The organism is Pseudomonas sp. GD03862, assembly GCF_029840855.1.
GTDB lineage: Bacteria > Pseudomonadota > Gammaproteobacteria > Pseudomonadales > Pseudomonadaceae > Aquipseudomonas > Aquipseudomonas alloputida.
The window spans coordinates 1-15,347 of sequence record NZ_JAOCDI010000076.1 but is presented as its reverse complement, the minus strand read 5'-3'; the positions used below and the strand labels follow the sequence as shown (position 1 = coordinate 15,347).

Annotated in this window: 16 protein-coding genes; 2 read left to right on the top strand and 14 right to left on the bottom strand. The window is 62.2% G+C overall.

Annotated features, from left to right (window positions below; genetic code table 11):
• From thiO to N5D53_RS26725, 5 genes are all read right to left on the bottom strand, one after another.
• The coding region (gene thiO, locus N5D53_RS26745; protein ID WP_279841096.1) for a glycine oxidase ThiO at nucleotides 1-1,084 on the bottom strand (1,084 nt) is incomplete at its 3' end.
• A gap of 54 nt (nucleotides 1,085-1,138) precedes the next feature.
• The gene (locus tag N5D53_RS26740) at nucleotides 1,139-1,528 is read right to left on the bottom strand and encodes a type IV pilin protein (RefSeq protein WP_010951877.1); all 390 of its coding nucleotides are present in this window, start codon (nucleotides 1,526-1,528) and stop codon (nucleotides 1,139-1,141) included.
• 1 nt (nucleotide 1,529) lies between these two features.
• Nucleotides 1,530-1,994 carry a hypothetical protein gene (locus N5D53_RS26735; RefSeq protein ID WP_190869722.1) on the bottom strand — a complete coding sequence of 155 codons (465 nt, stop codon included), beginning with the start codon at nucleotides 1,992-1,994 and terminating at the stop codon, nucleotides 1,530-1,532.
• Nucleotides 1,991-2,629, bottom strand: coding sequence for a prepilin-type N-terminal cleavage/methylation domain-containing protein (locus N5D53_RS26730; RefSeq protein ID WP_190869723.1), 639 nt, complete (start codon nucleotides 2,627-2,629; stop codon nucleotides 1,991-1,993). The genes N5D53_RS26735 and N5D53_RS26730 overlap by 4 nt, the downstream gene beginning before the upstream one ends.
• Complete coding sequence (locus N5D53_RS26725) at nucleotides 2,626-2,808, bottom strand: prepilin-type N-terminal cleavage/methylation domain-containing protein (RefSeq protein WP_020192262.1); 183 nt, start codon at nucleotides 2,806-2,808, stop codon at nucleotides 2,626-2,628. The genes N5D53_RS26730 and N5D53_RS26725 overlap by 4 nt, the downstream gene beginning before the upstream one ends.
• 109 nt (nucleotides 2,809-2,917) lie before the next feature.
• Here N5D53_RS26725 and N5D53_RS26720 point away from each other — a divergent pair, with 109 nt between their 5' ends.
• On the top strand, nucleotides 2,918-3,400 hold the full coding sequence (locus N5D53_RS26720) for a GspH/FimT family pseudopilin (protein WP_190869724.1): 483 nt from the start codon (nucleotides 2,918-2,920) through the stop codon (nucleotides 3,398-3,400).
• Nucleotides 3,401-3,476: 76 nt separating this feature from the next.
• Here the strand turns inward: N5D53_RS26720 and ispH are convergent, their stop codons facing one another.
• The 6 genes from ispH to murJ all read right to left on the bottom strand — a co-directional run bounded on the left by ispH (nucleotide 3,477) and on the right by murJ (nucleotide 10,812).
• Nucleotides 3,477-4,424 carry a 4-hydroxy-3-methylbut-2-enyl diphosphate reductase gene (ispH, locus tag N5D53_RS26715; protein ID WP_010951872.1) on the bottom strand — a complete coding sequence of 316 codons (948 nt, stop codon included), beginning with the start codon at nucleotides 4,422-4,424 and terminating at the stop codon, nucleotides 3,477-3,479.
• A 14-nt stretch (nucleotides 4,425-4,438) separates the two neighbouring features.
• Nucleotides 4,439-4,876 carry an FKBP-type peptidyl-prolyl cis-trans isomerase gene (gene fkpB, locus N5D53_RS26710; protein ID WP_279841095.1) on the bottom strand — a complete coding sequence of 146 codons (438 nt, stop codon included), beginning with the start codon at nucleotides 4,874-4,876 and terminating at the stop codon, nucleotides 4,439-4,441.
• Complete coding sequence (lspA, locus tag N5D53_RS26705; RefSeq protein WP_003247609.1) at nucleotides 4,869-5,384, bottom strand: signal peptidase II; 516 nt, start codon at nucleotides 5,382-5,384, stop codon at nucleotides 4,869-4,871. The genes fkpB and lspA overlap by 8 nt, the downstream gene beginning before the upstream one ends.
• Complete coding sequence (gene ileS / locus N5D53_RS26700; RefSeq protein WP_190869725.1) at nucleotides 5,377-8,208, bottom strand: isoleucine--tRNA ligase; 2,832 nt, start codon at nucleotides 8,206-8,208, stop codon at nucleotides 5,377-5,379. The genes lspA and ileS overlap by 8 nt, the downstream gene beginning before the upstream one ends.
• Entirely contained in the window at nucleotides 8,205-9,155 is a 951-nt protein-coding gene (ribF, locus tag N5D53_RS26695) for a bifunctional riboflavin kinase/FAD synthetase (protein ID WP_010951868.1), read from the bottom strand. Before ribF ends, ileS begins: the two co-directional genes overlap by 4 nt.
• Nucleotides 9,156-9,273: 118 nt before the next feature.
• Entirely contained in the window at nucleotides 9,274-10,812 is a 1,539-nt protein-coding gene (murJ, locus tag N5D53_RS26690; protein WP_104960730.1) for a murein biosynthesis integral membrane protein MurJ, read from the bottom strand.
• A 250-nt stretch (nucleotides 10,813-11,062) separates the two neighbouring features.
• On the opposite strand from murJ, the gene rpsT reads away from it, so the two are divergent.
• Nucleotides 11,063-11,341, top strand: a complete 279-nt coding sequence (gene rpsT / locus N5D53_RS26685; protein WP_003247625.1) for a 30S ribosomal protein S20 — start codon at nucleotides 11,063-11,065, stop codon at nucleotides 11,339-11,341.
• 245 nt (nucleotides 11,342-11,586) lie between these two features.
• On the opposite strand, the gene N5D53_RS26680 is transcribed toward rpsT, so the two are convergent.
• The 3 genes from N5D53_RS26680 to N5D53_RS26670 are packed head-to-tail and all read right to left on the bottom strand — an operon-like array spanning nucleotide 11,587 to nucleotide 15,149.
• A complete protein-coding gene (locus tag N5D53_RS26680; RefSeq protein WP_029615415.1) occupies nucleotides 11,587-13,887 on the bottom strand; it encodes an MlaD family protein in 2,301 nt (766 codons plus the stop codon).
• Complete coding sequence (locus tag N5D53_RS26675) at nucleotides 13,880-14,503, bottom strand: paraquat-inducible protein A (protein ID WP_014589576.1); 624 nt, start codon at nucleotides 14,501-14,503, stop codon at nucleotides 13,880-13,882. Before N5D53_RS26675 ends, N5D53_RS26680 begins: the two co-directional genes overlap by 8 nt.
• On the bottom strand, nucleotides 14,490-15,149 hold the full coding sequence (locus N5D53_RS26670; protein WP_020190949.1) for a paraquat-inducible protein A: 660 nt from the start codon (nucleotides 15,147-15,149) through the stop codon (nucleotides 14,490-14,492). The genes N5D53_RS26675 and N5D53_RS26670 overlap by 14 nt, the downstream gene beginning before the upstream one ends.
• Between the last annotated feature and the right edge of the window lie 198 nt (nucleotides 15,150-15,347).

Here is a 15,347-nt window from a genome sequence, read left to right as displayed (position 1 = left end):
CTTCTGGCGCATACGGCGCCGGGTCGATAATCGGCTCGGCCCCTGTCAGCAAATCGGTAAACAGCTGGCACGAAGCCGGCGCCAGCACCAGCCCATTGCGATAATGCCCGCAGTTCAGCCACAACCCTTCATGCCCCGGCACAGGCCCAATGTAAGGGATGCCTTCTGGCGACCCCGGCCGCAGTCCCGCCCAGTGCGCCACCACTGTCGCGCCTTCAAGCTCTGGCAACAACTCCACCGCCGATGCTTTCAGGCTTTCCAGCGCATCCCCGGTCGGGGTCTTGTCATACCCGGCGTGTTCCAGCGTGCTCCCCACCAGAATGTGCCCGTCACGTCGCGGGATTGCATAGCGCCCCTTGGCCAGCACCATGCTCGGCAAGAAGTCTTCAGCGCACTTGAACAGGATCATCTGGCCCTTCACGGGCTCCACCGGCAGTTCAAGGCCAAGGGTACGCAACAGGTCGCCACTCCAGGCGCCTGCGCTGAGCACAACCTCATCCGCCGCCAGTACGCCATCAGCCGTCTGTACACCAGTCACGCGCCCCTTTTCCTGCACGAAGCCGGTGATCTGGCAGTGTTCGCGCAAGCTCACGTTCGGCAGCGCCAGCAACGCCGCCTTCAGCGACTTGACCAAGCGTGGGTTGCGCACATTGGCCACGCCAGCCATGTAGATGGCGTGCTTGAAGCCCGGGCCCAGCACCGGCACCGCATCGTAGGCCGCGGAAATATCCACGGCACTGAGCGGCCGCTGCTCGCGCGCGGCCCAGGCCAACGCTTCGGCCTCGTCGTCCAGGTCGAGCCAGTACAGCCCGGTGGTGTGAACTTCCGGGTCGACACCGGTGCTGGCGAACAGACGCTCGCCCAGCTGTGGATAAAAGTCCTGCGACCAGTGCGCCAGAGCGGTCACGGCGGGGCTGTAGCGCCACGGGTACAACGGCGAGACAATGCCTCCGCCAGCCCAGGACGACTCTCGGCCAACCTCGCCCTGATCGCACACCACCACCTGGCCGACCTTGGCTGCCAGGTTGAATGCCGTCAGCAGGCCGATCACCCCGCCGCCAACCACCACTACTTGCTTGCTCATCTGTCGATCCAACACCTGAAGTAAAACCGCGATGCACCGGGCATCATTGAACCTTCAACTTCCCCAACAGTGCGTGCTGTGCTCAACGGCGCCCGGATTGTGCTGCACACCAGCCTGGTCGAGCTGGAAATCGCCACAGCCATCCTGTGCCATCAGCCCATGCGGTAGCCGCCGGGCGCGCAGCGTGAAGGTGTCACTGTCGCGCTGGGCCTGAAGGCTGTAATAGCGGGTACCTTCGGGCAAGACCAGGTCGCCCTCGGCGTATTGGCCAGTGCGCACGCGGTGGCGCTCCAGGCGCAGGGCGGCATCATGCAGCAGGCCAACCACTTCGCTGCGCGCGGCTCGCCGAAGCTGGTCGCTGTAACTGGGGTAGGCAATGGCTGCCAGAATGCCGGTCACGGCCAGCACAATCAACAACTCGATCAGGCTCAAGCCTTGCTGCATGTCAGTCTCCTCGCAATCTTTGCCGCCAGGTGATGCGTTGGGTTTGATTGCCGGCCACGGCGTAGACCGCTTCCAGCACATGCCGTGAGCGGCTTTGCTTGCTGACGGCGGTAATCCGGAACAGGCTAACCGGCTGCCCTTCGGGCATGTGCGCGGCACGTTCGCTGACACCCAGGTTCTGCAGCTGGAAAAAGCCGGTCTGGGTACTTTGCCACTGCCCAATCAGATCGTGCGGCCTGGGCGGTGGCAGGCACGCGTTACAAACGTCAGGGGGCGCCCGTTCAAGTTCGCGTACCCCGGCCAGCAAAGTGGCCTCAGCCTCTTCCAGCGCCATCAGGCCATCGCTCAGGTAGCCGGTCATTCGCGTTTCCACCAGCGCGTCGCGCAGGGCAGATGTGGCAAGCAGGCCCAGCAGGACGCTGAGCACCAACGCCAACAACAGGACAACACCCCGCTGGCGGTTCATGAATCCGGAACCGGGTTGCGCAATGCCACGCTCAGCGCATGGTGCTGCTCAAGCTGCAAGGTCGGCTCATACAATGTCAGCTGAAGATCGATCCGCTCTCCAGCCACCTGCACCACACGCAGTTCGCGCACGTAATCGACCAAGGGCTGATTGCGGCCGCGCCGCTCGAAGTAAAGCGTACTTCCAACGTGAACATAGCGATGCCGGCTGAAAGGCAAAGCCATAAGCTTTTCAGTCCCTTGCGCGCGCTCCTTGTGTACCTCCACCGTGTCGATACAGTTTGTCAGCAAGGTCCAGTCGGGGTCGCCGGCAAATCCTGGTAACTCAGCGACAACCAGGCTCAAACTTGACGGGCCGTTCGCCAAGGGCCGGGCAAAGGCCTGCTCCGCGCCTGGGATCAGAAAGTCGTCTGGGCCCAGGCGCAGGCAACCGAACATCCCGGCCATGCGGATATCCTGCGCCATGCGCAGCAACGCAAGCCGCGCAGAATCCTGCATGCGCACTGCCGTACTTTGTAGGCGCCAAGTCTGGTGCGCAGAGACAAACAGCTGACTGGCCGCCGCCAGCAGCATCAATCCGATCGCCAGCGCCACTACCATCTCAAGCAACCCAAACCCTGTATGGCAGCGCCTCATCGTCGCCTGCGCTCATGTTCGCTGTGCAGCGCCATCGCCGCCTGTCCATCCCGGCGCGCGCTGTCCGCAGCCTGCAATGCCTGCAACTGCATAGCAGCCGTTGCGAAAAGGCCTGCGGCCACGACCACAACCGCCAACAACACTTCCAGAAGCGTCATGCCCCCTTGTCTTGCGTGCATCCCTGCACCTCCTGCGACTTTTCCCGTCATTGCTTTCAACTTGGGCGACTGGACCTCTTGTCCAACCGCCAGGAAGCTATAGCCAAGCACGTCCAGGAAGGAATGCACGGTGAAGCAACGCGGCGTAACACTGATACAAATGATGTCGGCCTTGGCCGTGGCGGCTTTGCTGACCCAACTGGGCATGCCGGCCTACGCCAGAATGAGCGATGACCTGCACCGGGCGGCGGCTGCCCGTGATCTGGCGCAGGCGCTGCGCAGTGCACGCAGCCATGCGCTGTTGCAGGGTCAGCCGGTGCTGGTGCTGGCGCTGGACGGTAATTGGGGGAATGGGTGGCGGGTAGTGCTGGAGCATAACCGGCAGGTGCTGCGCGAACAGCGCCTTTCAAAGCCGCTGAAAATAACCAGCAATCGCGGTGAGCAGTTCAAATTCAGTGCGCTGGGCGTGCCCATGACGTTGGGCAACAGCTGGTTGGGCGCAAAACTGGAAATGTGCGAACGCGCCGCTGCTCGCAGCCGATATCAGGTGGTGCTGGCATCAAGCGGCAGAGTCAGGTTGCTTACGGAGGACCTGAGCAATGACCGCTGCTAGCGCGGTCATTGCAGGAGCGGTCTTGTGTCGCGCAAGGGCTGCAAAGCAGCCCCTGCATTGGCGGCGGTGCTGCCCGTCAGATCAGCGAGCGAACCCGCAGCTCTTTGGGCATTGAAAAGGTGATGTTCTCTTCGCGCCCGTCCAGCTCTTCAGCGCCAGTGGCGCCCCAGGCCTTGAGCTGTTCGATCACGCCACGCACCAGCACTTCGGGCGCAGAAGCACCGGCGGTGATGCCGATGCGCGCGGCCTGGTCAAACCAGCCGCGTTGCAGGTCCTCGGCACCGTCGATCAGGTAGGCCGGGGTGCCCATGCGCTCAGCCAGCTCACGCAAACGGTTGGAGTTGGAACTGTTCGGGCTGCCGACCACCAGCACCACGTCGCTCTCGCCGGCCAGTTGCTTGACGGCATCCTGGCGGTTCTGGGTGGCGTAGCAGATGTCGTCCTTGCGCGGGCCGCCGATGTTCGGGAAGCGCGCACGCAGCGCATCGATGACGCGGCTGGTGTCGTCCATCGACAGTGTTGTCTGGGTGACGAAAGCCAGGTGGTCCGGGTCGCGCACCTGCAGGTTGGCCACATCTTCCTCGTCTTCGACAAGGTAGATGGCGCCGCCGTTGCTGGCATCGTACTGGCCCATGGTGCCTTCGACTTCCGGGTGCCCTTCGTGGCCGATGAGAATGCACTCACGGCCATCGCGGCTGTACTTGGCCACTTCGATGTGAACCTTGGTCACCAGCGGGCAAGTGGCATCGAACACTTTCAGGCCACGGCCAGCAGCTTCCTGGCGCACGGCCTGGGAAACACCGTGGGCACTGAAGATGACGATGACATCGTCCGGCACCTGGTCCAGCTCTTCGACAAAGATGGCGCCGCGGTTACGCAAGTCTTCCACCACGAACTTGTTGTGCACCACTTCGTGGCGCACATAGATCGGCGGGCCGAAGACTTCCAGCGCGCGGTTGACGATCTCGATCGCCCGGTCGACCCCGGCGCAGAAGCCGCGAGGGTTGGCGAGTTTGATTTGCATGCTCGGCTCCAGGCTTACAGGGCCTTCACCTCGAGGATCTCCACCTCGAAGGTCAGGGTCTTGCCAGCCAGTGGGTGATTGAAGTCGATGGTGACCTGGTCGTCATCGAACGCTTTGACCACACCCGGCAGCTCGGTGTTGGCGGCGTCGTTGAAGATGATCAGCAGCCCTTCGGACAACTCCATGCCTTCGAAGTTGGACCTCGGCATGGCCTGCACGTTCTGCGGGTTAGGCTGGCCGAAGGCGTTCTCCGGGGCCACTGCCACGGTGCGCTTGTCACCGGCCTTGAAGCCGAACAGGGCGTTTTCAAAGCCCGGCAGCAGGTTGCCATCACCTACTTTGAAAGTAGCCGGGGCCTTATCGAACGTGCTGTCGACGGTGTCGCCGTTTTCCAGGTGCAGCGCGAAGTGCAGGGTGACTTCGGTGTTCTGGCCGATACGGGTGTCAGTCATGGACCGGATCCTCGGACTTCTTGCTCTTGAACATATCCAGCGCCAGCATCACCGCACCAACGGTGATGGCGCTGTCGGCCACGTTGAAGGCCGGGAAGTAATGGCGGTTCTGCCAGTGCACCAGGATGAAGTCGACTACGTGGCCCAGCACGATGCGGTCGTACAGGTTGCCAATCGCCCCACCCAGCACCAGCGCCAGCGCCACGGCCAGCCAAGTCTCGTTGCGCCCCAGGCGCTTGAGCCAGACGACCAGTACCGCGCTGACCACCACGGCGATCAGGGCGAACAACCAGCGCTGCCAACCCGCTCCGTCAGCCAGGAAGCTGAACGCGGCACCGGTGTTGTAGGCCAGGGTCCAGCTGAAGTAGTCAGGAATGACCACGATCTGCTGGTACATGGTCAGGGCGTTGTTGAAGTACAGCTTGGTGGCCTGGTCGATGACCAGGACCAGCAAGCTCAGCCACAGCCATGCAAGGCGCCCGAAGCGCCCCGCTGCAGGGTTAGGCATAGTGGCGCACCTCACCCGAGCCTGTCAGGTTGTCGACGCAACGGCTGCAGATTTCCGGGTGCTCCGGATGGCTGCCGACGTCGGCGCGGAAGTGCCAGCAACGGCCGCACTTGGTGTGGCCGGACTTGACCACTTGCAGCTTGAGGCCTTCGACTTCGGTGGCTACCGCTTCGGCCGGCGCCTGTGCGAACGGCACCACGCTGGCGGCCGAGGTGATCAGCACGAAGCGCAACTCGTCGCCCAGCTTGCCCAGGTCGGCACTCAGGCCTTCGTCGGCGTACAGGGTCACTTCGGCTTGCAGGTTGCCGCCGATGACCTTGGCGGTGCGCTGGTTTTCCAGCTCCTTGTTGACCGATGCCTTCACTGCCATCACGCGGTCCCAGTAGGCGCGGTCCAACTCGGTGCCTTCCGGCAGCTCGCTCAGGCCTTGGTACCAGCCGTTGAGCATTACCGACTCGTTGCGCTCACCCGGCAGGTACTGCCAGATTTCGTCGGCGGTGAATGCCAGGATCGGCGCGATCCAGCGCACCAGCGCCTCGCTGATGTGGTACAGCGCAGTCTGGCAGGAACGGCGGGCAACACTGTTGGCGCCGGTGGTGTACTGGCGGTCCTTGATGATGTCGAGGTAGAAGCCGCCCAGCTCCTGTACGCAGAAGTTGTGCACCTTGGAGTAGACGTTCCAGAAACGGTACTCGCTGTAGTGCTCTTCCAGTTCGCGTTGCAGCAGCAGGGTACGGTCCACGGCCCAGCGGTCCAGCGCCAGCATGTCTTCCGGGGCCAGCAGGTCGCGGGCCGGGTCGAAGCCGGACAGGTTGGACAGCAGGAAGCGGGCGGTATTGCGGATACGCCGGTAGGCGTCGGCACTGCGCTGCAGGATCTGCTCGGAAACGGCCATTTCACCGGAATAGTCGGTGGCCGAAACCCACAGGCGCAGGATATCGGCACCCAGGGTGTTGTTGACCTTCTCCGGCTCGATGGTGTTGCCCAGCGACTTGGACATCTTGCGGCCGTTCTCGTCCACGGTGAAGCCGTGGGTCAACAACTCGCGGTATGGCGCATGGTTATCGATGGCGCAACCGGTCAGCAAGGACGAGTGGAACCAGCCGCGGTGCTGGTCGGAACCTTCCAGGTACAGGTCAGCGCGCGGGCCGGTGGCGTGGCCGATGTCGTGCGAGCCACGCAGTACGTGCCAGTGAGTGGTGCCCGAGTCGAACCACACGTCGAGGGTGTCGGCGATCTTGTCGTACTGGTCGGCTTCAGCGCCCAGCAGTTCAGCGGCGTCCAGCTTGAACCAGGCCTCGATGCCTTGCTGCTCGACACGCTTGGCCACTTCTTCCATCAGTTCGACAGTGCGCGGATGCAGCTCGCCGGTCTGCTTGTGCAGGAAGAACGGAATCGGCACACCCCAGTTGCGCTGACGCGAGATGCACCAGTCCGGGCGGTTGGCGATCATCGCGTGCAGGCGCGCCTGGCCCCAGGCCGGGACGAACTTGGTGTCTTCGATGGCTTTCAGCGCACGCTCACGCAGCGGCTCGCCGGTGCTCGGCTGCTTGTCCATGCCCACGAACCACTGCGCGGTGGCGCGGTAGATCAGCGGGGTCTTGTGGCGCCAGCAGTGCATGTAGCTATGGCTGATGGTTTCGGTGTGCATCAGCGCACCGACTTCGCTCAGCTTCTCGACGATGGCCGGGTTGGCCTTCCAGATGAACTGGCCGCCGAAGAATGGCAGCGAGTCGACATACACGCCGTTGCTCTGCACCGGGGTAAGGATGTCGTCGTTGACCATGCCGTAGCGCTTGCAGGTGACGAAGTCGTCTTCACCGTAGGCTGGCGAGGAATGCACCACGCCGGTACCGGCGCCCAGCTCGACGTAGTCGGCCAGGTAGATTGGCGACAGGCGATCGTAGAACGGATGGCGGAAGTTGATCAGCTCCAGCGCCGAACCTTGGGTGGTGGCAACGACCGAACCTTCCAGGTTGTAGCGCTTCAGGCACGACTCGACCAGCTCTTCAGCCAGCACCAGCAGGCGCTCGCCGGTGTCGACCAGGGCGTACTTGAATTCCGGGTGGATGTTCAGGGCCTGGTTGGCCGGGATGGTCCACGGGGTGGTGGTCCAGATCACGATGGCGGCCGGCTTGGCCAGCGAGGCCAGGCCGAAAGCGGCGGCCAGCTTGGCTTCATCGGCAACCGGGAAGGCCACGTCGATGGTCTGCGACTTCTTGTCGGCGTACTCGACTTCCGCTTCAGCCAGCGCCGAACCGCAATCAAAGCACCAGTTCACCGGCTTCAGGCCCTTGAACACGAAGCCTTGCTTGACCATCTCGGCCAGGGCGCGGATTTCACCGGCCTCGTTGGCGAAGTTCATGGTCTTGTATGGGTTGTCCCAGTCACCCAGCACGCCCAGGCGGATGAACTCGGTCTTCTGCCCTTCGATCTGCTCGGCAGCGTACTCGCGGCACAGCTCGCGGGTACGGTCGGCGGAAAGGTGCTTGCCGTGGGTAACCTCGACCTTGTGCTCGATCGGCAGGCCGTGGCAGTCCCAACCTGGCACGTACGGCGCATCGAAGCCGGCCAGGGTCTTGGAACGGACGATCATGTCCTTGAGGATCTTGTTCAGCGCATGACCGATGTGAATCTTGCCGTTGGCATAGGGCGGGCCGTCGTGCAGGACGAACTTGGGACGATCCTTGCCAATTTCGCGCAGCTTCTGGTACAGGCCAATGCTGTCCCAGCGCTGCAGGATCTGCGGTTCGCGCTGAGGCAGGCCGGCCTTCATGGGGAAGGCGGTGTCCGGAAGGTTAAGCGTGGCTTTGTAGTCGGTCATTTCAGGCTCTTCGTTAGCGGTTGAGCGTGCCAATGTGCACGTGCGGCGGCGATATCCGCATCGATCGCCGACTTCAGCGCCTCCAGGGAGGCGAATCGCTGCTCTTCACGCAGCTTGTGGTGGAACTCCACCGTCAGGCGCCGGCCGTAAAGATCGCCGGCAAAGTCCAGAAGATGAATCTCCAGGTGCGGGCGCCCATCACCGGCAACGGTGGGGCGCACGCCGATATTGCCGACACCCGGCCAAGCTTTGCCGTCGATCACGATGCTGGCCAGGTATACCCCGGACAGCGGCACGCGGCGGCGCTTGAGCTGGATGTTGGCGGTTGGTGTGCCGAGCTGGCGGGCCAGCTTCTGGCCGTGCAGCACGCGGCCTGTAATGCGGTACGGGCGGCCCAGCAGGTGTTCGGCCAGTTCGAAGTCGCCCTCGGACAAGGCCTTGCGCACTTCGGTGCTGCTGACCCGCAGGCCATCCTGGATGACCGTGTTGGCGGCCTCGACGGTAAAGCCGTACGCGTTGCCGGCCTCGACCAGGAAAGCGAAGTCGCCAGCGCGGTCGCAGCCGAAGCGGAAGTCATCGCCCACTTCGAGATGACGCACGCCCAGGCCGTCGACCAGGATGGCCTTGACGAAGGCATCGGCACTGAGCTTGCTCAGACGCTGGTTGAACGCCAGGCACAGCACCCGGTCGATGCCTTCGGTCGCCAGCAGCTCGATCTTGTCGCGCAGCCGGGCCAGGCGCGCTGGCGCGGTATCGGGTGCGAAGTACTCGCGTGGTTGCGGTTCGAAGATCACCACGCAGGTCGGCAGGCCCAAGGCCTGACCGCGCTCGCGCAGGCGCGCCAGGATTGCCTGGTGGCCGCGGTGAACCCCGTCGAAGTTGCCAATGGTGGCGACACAGCCCCGGTGCTCGGGGCGCAGGTTGTGAAGACCTCGAACCAGCTGCATAACGCGCTTCTTGCTCATAAAGTGGCCGATTATAACCACACCCGGGCGCTGGTGACAGGCAGCAGCGCCCAAGGGCGGCGTGGAATGCGAAAAACCGACGCCTGACCCGCCAAAAGCCTCAGTGCAAGGCCTTGCGAGCGAAATGCCGGGGCCGGAAGCCACACAGGTACAGGCAGCCAAAATACGTCACGACGCCCGCCAGGATCAGCGCCCCAAGCCGCAGGAAGCGCTCAAGCATGATGCCCTGTTCCCAGGCCGGCATATAGTGCATGCCCGCCAGCAGTACTGCCGACATCAGCGCCACCGCCAACACAAGCTTGAGCAGGAACACTGCCCAGCCAGGCTGAGGCTCGAACAGCTGCTGACTGCGCAGCTTCCAGAACAGCAAACCGGCGTTCAGGCAGGCACCGAGGCTGATCGCCAATGCCAGGCCGGCATGTGCAAGCGGGCCGACCAGGGCAAGGTTGAACAGCTGGGTGCAGACCAGGGTGAAGACTGCGATCTTCACCGGCGTGCGGATATTCTGCTGCGCGTAGAAGCCAGGTGCCAGTACCTTGATCAGAATGATCGCCAGCAAGCCCACGGAATAGGCGATCAACGCTCGCTGGGTCATGGCCGCATCAAACGCGCTGAACTTGCCATATTGAAACAGCGCAACGGTCAGCGGTTCGGCAAGAATGGCCAACGCCAGGGTGCAGGGCAGTACCAGCAGGAAGCACAGGCGCAGGCCCCAGTCGAGAATCCGTGAGTACTCCTCGCGGTCCTTGTTGGCGTAGGTCTTGGCCAGGGTCGGCAGCAGGATGGTGCCCAAGGCAACGCCCAACACACCGGAAGGCAGCTCCATGAGGCGGTCGGCGTAGTACATCCACGACACCGAGCCGGCCACCAGGAAGGAAGCGAAGATGGTGTTGATGATCAGCGAGATCTGGCTCACCGACACCCCCAGGATCGCCGGCAGCATCTGTTTCAGTACCCGCCACACACCCGCGTCCTTGAGGTTCAGGCGCGGCAGCACGAGCATGCCGATCTTCTTCAGCGCTGGCAGCTGGTACAGCAACTGCGCCAGGCCACCCGCCAGCACGCCCCAGGCCAACGCCATGATTGGCGGGTTGAAGTACGGCGTCAGCAACACGGCGAAGGCAATCATCGCCACGTTCAGCAAGGTGGGCGTGAAGGCCGGCACCGAAAAGCGGTTCCAGGTATTGAGGATCGCTCCGGCCAGGGAAGACAGCGAGATCAGGAATATATAAGGAAACGTCACCCGCAACAGGTCGGTGGTCAGCGCGTATTTTTCGGTGCTGTCGACAAAACCCGGGGCAGTCGCCCACACCACCCACGGTGCAGCGAGGATGCCGATGGCGGTCACCAGGGCCAGCACCAGGGTCAGAAGGCCGCTGACATAGGCAATGAAGGTGCGCGTCGCCTCCTCGCCTTGCTGGGTCTTGTACTCGGCCAGAATCGGCACGAAGGCCTGGGAGAATGCGCCTTCGGCGAAGATGCGCCGCAACAGGTTGGGCAGTTTGAACGCGATGAAGAAGGCATCGGTAGCGACACCAGCACCAAAGATGCGGGCCAGGATGGTGTCGCGAACAAAGCCCAGCACCCGCGAAATCATGGTGATCGAGCTTACTGCAGCCAGGGATTTGAGCAGGTTCATCGAAAAGATTCACGCCAATGACAGAGGACGCTGCCAGACAGCGTCCGAATGTGCGATACTCCCGCGCCTTCGCAGGGGAGCCAAAAATTCCCGAGTGTACAGGTCGCGCAGCAGAAAGGAATCTTTCCCGCTTGTTGGCGCACCGCTCGGCGGAACCTTGCAGGTGGCCTTGACATCCGCTCGACTGATCGGCATGATTCGCGGCCTATTTTGTTTGCTATTTACCTAAAGTCTTTCGAGGAGCTCGACGGTGGCCAACACACCTTCCGCCAAGAAACGTGCAAAACAGGCTGAGAAGCGTCGCAGCCACAACGCCAGCCTGCGTTCCATGGTCCGCACCTACATCAAGAATGTAGTTAAAGCCATCGACGCAAAAGACGCCGAAAAAGCGCAAGCCGCTTACGTTCTGGCTGTACCTGTAATCGACCGTATGGCCGACAAGGGTATTATCCACAAGAACAAGGCTGCTCGTCACAAAGGCCGTCTGAATGGCCACATCAAGGCGCTGAAAGAAGCTGCAGCTGCCTAAGCGACGCGCTAGTCGAAAAACCGACCCTAGGGTCGGTTTTTTGTTGCCTGCGATTTATGCTTGCGGGCCCAGTTCCATGTGGGACTCGATCTGTGGGAGCGGCCTTGTGTCGCGAAAGGGCTGCGGGGCAGCCCCGGCAATCTCACTTTCTGCGCTGAGACCGAGGGGCCGCTACGCGCCCCTTTCGCGACGCAAGGCCGCTCCCACAAAAAAGCAGGGCCGCGCTTGGCGGCCCTACTTTTACATCACTTGGCGATCTGAATTTTCGGTGCCCACTGCAGCCATTCATCCTCGGCCTTTTCGAACAAGGCAAAGGTCTGCTGCGGCCGTGCCGGGTTACCCATCTGCTCGCCATCTGGCGTTGCGAAGGCGATACCGCCATCGATCAGGGTTTCCACCGACTCGGTACGCACTGTAGCGCCCTTGAACAGCCCCCAGTCGAAACCGAAACCACTGCTGTTCCAGAAGCGGCTACCGCTGCGCACCAAGGCGGCATAGCGCGGCTCGATGAGGATATGAATCAGCACGCGGTCAGCGCTCTGGCCCAGCTCGAAGCCTGTCACCTTGCCCACCGTAACCTCACGATAGGTAACCGGCACACCCGGCTTGATCGAGCCGCGGCGTGGCGCACTGAGCGTCAATGGCAGGCCGACCTCTGGCCCTGCTACCTCCGGTGCCTCGGCCAGGGCGATGAAATCGCGCTGTGGCCCACGGTTCTTGGCTGCTGGCTGCACTTCCAGGTACTGCCCACCTATCAAGGTGTCCAGGTTTTCAGTGCGCACCAGGCCCAGGGCCGGCTTGACCACCCAGAACTGCGTACCGGCACGGGCAATGCGATCCGCCGATTCGGTAATGCGCGCCCGTAGCAGCACCGCCTGCAGGTCATCGGTGAGGTCGACGCTCTCGATGCTGCCCACATCCAGGCCGCGGAAGCGGATGGCCGTGCCCGGTTTCAGGCCATCGGCACGCTCTACACGGATGGTGATCAACGTACCCGCACGGTTCACCGCTTCCTGGCTGTCATGCAGGCGGAAGCGTGGAATGTGCCGTTTCAGCGGTACATCGGGCCGTGGCGTATCGAACGCAATACCGCCGGCCATCAGTGTTTGCAGCGACTCACTCTTGATCTTGATGCCCGACAGGCCGCCGGTCAGGGTGATCCCACTGACGTTCCAGAAGCGCGACGAACCATTGACCAGCTTCTCGTACTCCTTCTCGATATGCACACCGATCAGGATGCGGTTGCTGTTACGGGCGAACTGATAGCTCTGCACGCTACCCACCTTCACCTGGCGGTACGTCACCGGGCTGCCGATTTCCAGCGAACCCAAGGTGTCGGCGAACAACACCATGTGCAGGCCCGGCGCTTTGAGGTCGAGCGGCGGCGCCTTGGCACGCGCCTCGAACTCACGCTCTGGCCGTGCGCCCTTCTCACCAGGACGAATGGCGATGTAGTTACCTTTGACCAAGGCTTCCAGGCCAGTGATTCCCGCCAGGGAAATCGACGGTTTGACTACCCAGAACTGTGTCCCGTCTACCAGGTAGTCCTCGGTCAGTGGGTCGAGTGTCAGCTCGGCCGAAGCGCTGGCCAGGTTGTCTTCCATCTTCAGTGCTTTCAGCGAGCCCACCTGGATGCCCTTGTACATGACCGGCGTGCGACCCGCCTGCAGGCCTTCATAATCGCTCAGCTTCACTTTTACCCGGATACCCGCCTGGGCGGCATCGAAGTCCTCGTACAGACGGAACGGCAGGCTCGGATCGGTGGGAGGGCTGTCCTTGCGGTACTCCGGCGTGGCGAAGGCGATACCACCCGCCACAATGCTCGACAACGACTCACTGCGCACCTTCACACCCGAAAGCGAAGCATCGATGCTGACACCGCTGGCGTTCCAGAAACGCGTGTGCTTGCGCACCAGGCTGGCGTAGGCCGGCTCGATGAAGACTTTCACCTCTACGGTGCTCTGGTCCTCGGACAGGCGGTAGCTTTTCACCCGGCCTACCTGAATCTGTTTGTAGAACACCGGGCTGTCACGGTTGAGCGAGCCCAGCCTGTCGGCCTTGAGGGTCAGGTGCAGGCCTGGTTCAGAATCCGAGAGCGGTGGCGCCACCTTCAATGCCACAAAGCGTTTGGTACGTTCCCCCTCTCCCGGGCTAACGGCGATGTAGTTACCCGACACCAGTGTTTCAAGGCCAGATATACCGGCCAGGCTGACACTCGGCTTCACCAGCCAGAAACGCGTGCCTTTGGTTAGATGGGGCTCGGCAGCCTTGTTCATCTCGATGGTAGCGATCACCCCCTGCGTGTCGCCCTTGGCGTCGAGCACCAGGCTTTTCACCTTGCCAACCGGCATGCCTTTGTAGATGACCTCGGTCTTGTTGGCGACGATACCCTCTCCCGACTCGAAGCGGACTTCAATTTCCACGCCAGCGTCGCGGTAGGCCTGCCACGCGAGCCAGCCACCGATCATCAGCGCAATCAAAGGCAGGATCCAGATGGCCGACCAGTTCGAGGCTGGGCGGGTTTTAGCCGTTGGCAGGTCACTCATGGTCGTCATCCGACTCCGTGTTATCCCAAATCAGTCGGGGATCGAAAGTTAAAGCGGCAAGCATTGTCAGGATCACCACAGTTGCGAAGGCGACAGCGCCCAGGTTGGCTTCGACACTGGCTATTCGGCCAAAATTCACCACTGCCACCAGGATGGCAATGACGAAGATATCCAGCATGGACCAGCGCCCAATGAATTCGATGAAGCGGTACATCAATATCCGCTGCCGGGCCGAAAGCGGCTGCCGCCGCTGAACGGAGTACAACAGCAAGCCGATACCCACCAGCTTGAACGTGGGGACCAGGATACTGGCAATGAACACCACAGCCGCAATGGGCACCATGCCGTGCTTGAGCAGGGTGATGACACCGGACATGATGGTGTCCGGGCTACCCTGACCGAGGGTACTCACGGTCATGATCGGCAGTATGTTGGCCGGGATGTAGAGGATCGACGCCGCAATCAGCAACGCCCAGGTGCGCACGATACTGTTCGGCCGGCGTGCATGCACGATAGCGCCGCAACGTGTGCAGGTTTGCGAAGTGCTGTCTGGCTCTTGCCTGTTCAGCTCGTGACACTCATTGCAGACAACAATGCCTGCGTCAATCGCCCGCATGCAGGTCCTCCCCCGATAGCGCACTCCAGATCTGGTGGGGCGACATCACCACTTCGAGCCACACCTGAATCAATAACAGACTGATGAAACAGAACAGCCCAAGGCCCACGGTCAGTTCGGCCAGGTCCACCAGTTTGACGATGGCCACCAGCACCCCCATGAAATAGACCTCGAGCATGCCCCAGTCACGCAGGTGGTGATAGATGCGGTAGAAGACCAGGCCGTAGTCACGCCCGAAGTTCAAGCGGATGCTCAACAGCACGGCCAGCTGACAGAGCAGCTTCGCCAGCGGAATGACCATGCTACAGAGCAGTACCACTACGGCAACACCGCGCATTCCCGAGTTGTACAGGCCTAGCACGCCACTCCAGACCGTATCGTCCGAAGTCTGGCCAAGCAGGTGCAACTGCATGATCGGCAGGAAATTGGCCGGCACGAACAGCAAAAGGGCCGTCAGCACCAAGGCCAGGCTGCGATTGACCACATTGTGCCGGTGGGCATAGAGCTCGTAGCCGCAGCGCGGGCATTGGGCTTTCTCATCATGCTGCAGCACGGGCTTGCGCAGCAGCAGGTCGCATTCATGGCAGGCGACAAGCTCGTCCAACGGCAGCTGGGCCAGGGTTTCAGGTTCGACAGAATTGGACATAGAGCGCTTCTGTATAGGTGCGTGGGGGCTATTCTAGTGTTCTGACTCGAATTATGGGAGGCGACGTTGTCCTGAAGGGTGTGCGGGGGGCGCCCCTGCCTGGCGTTGCACCCTTCCCTTGTAGGCGCGGGTTTACCCGCGAACACCGGCAACGCCGGTGCCATCTCCGCTCCCACAGGGATTCAAGCAAGCCCAGGC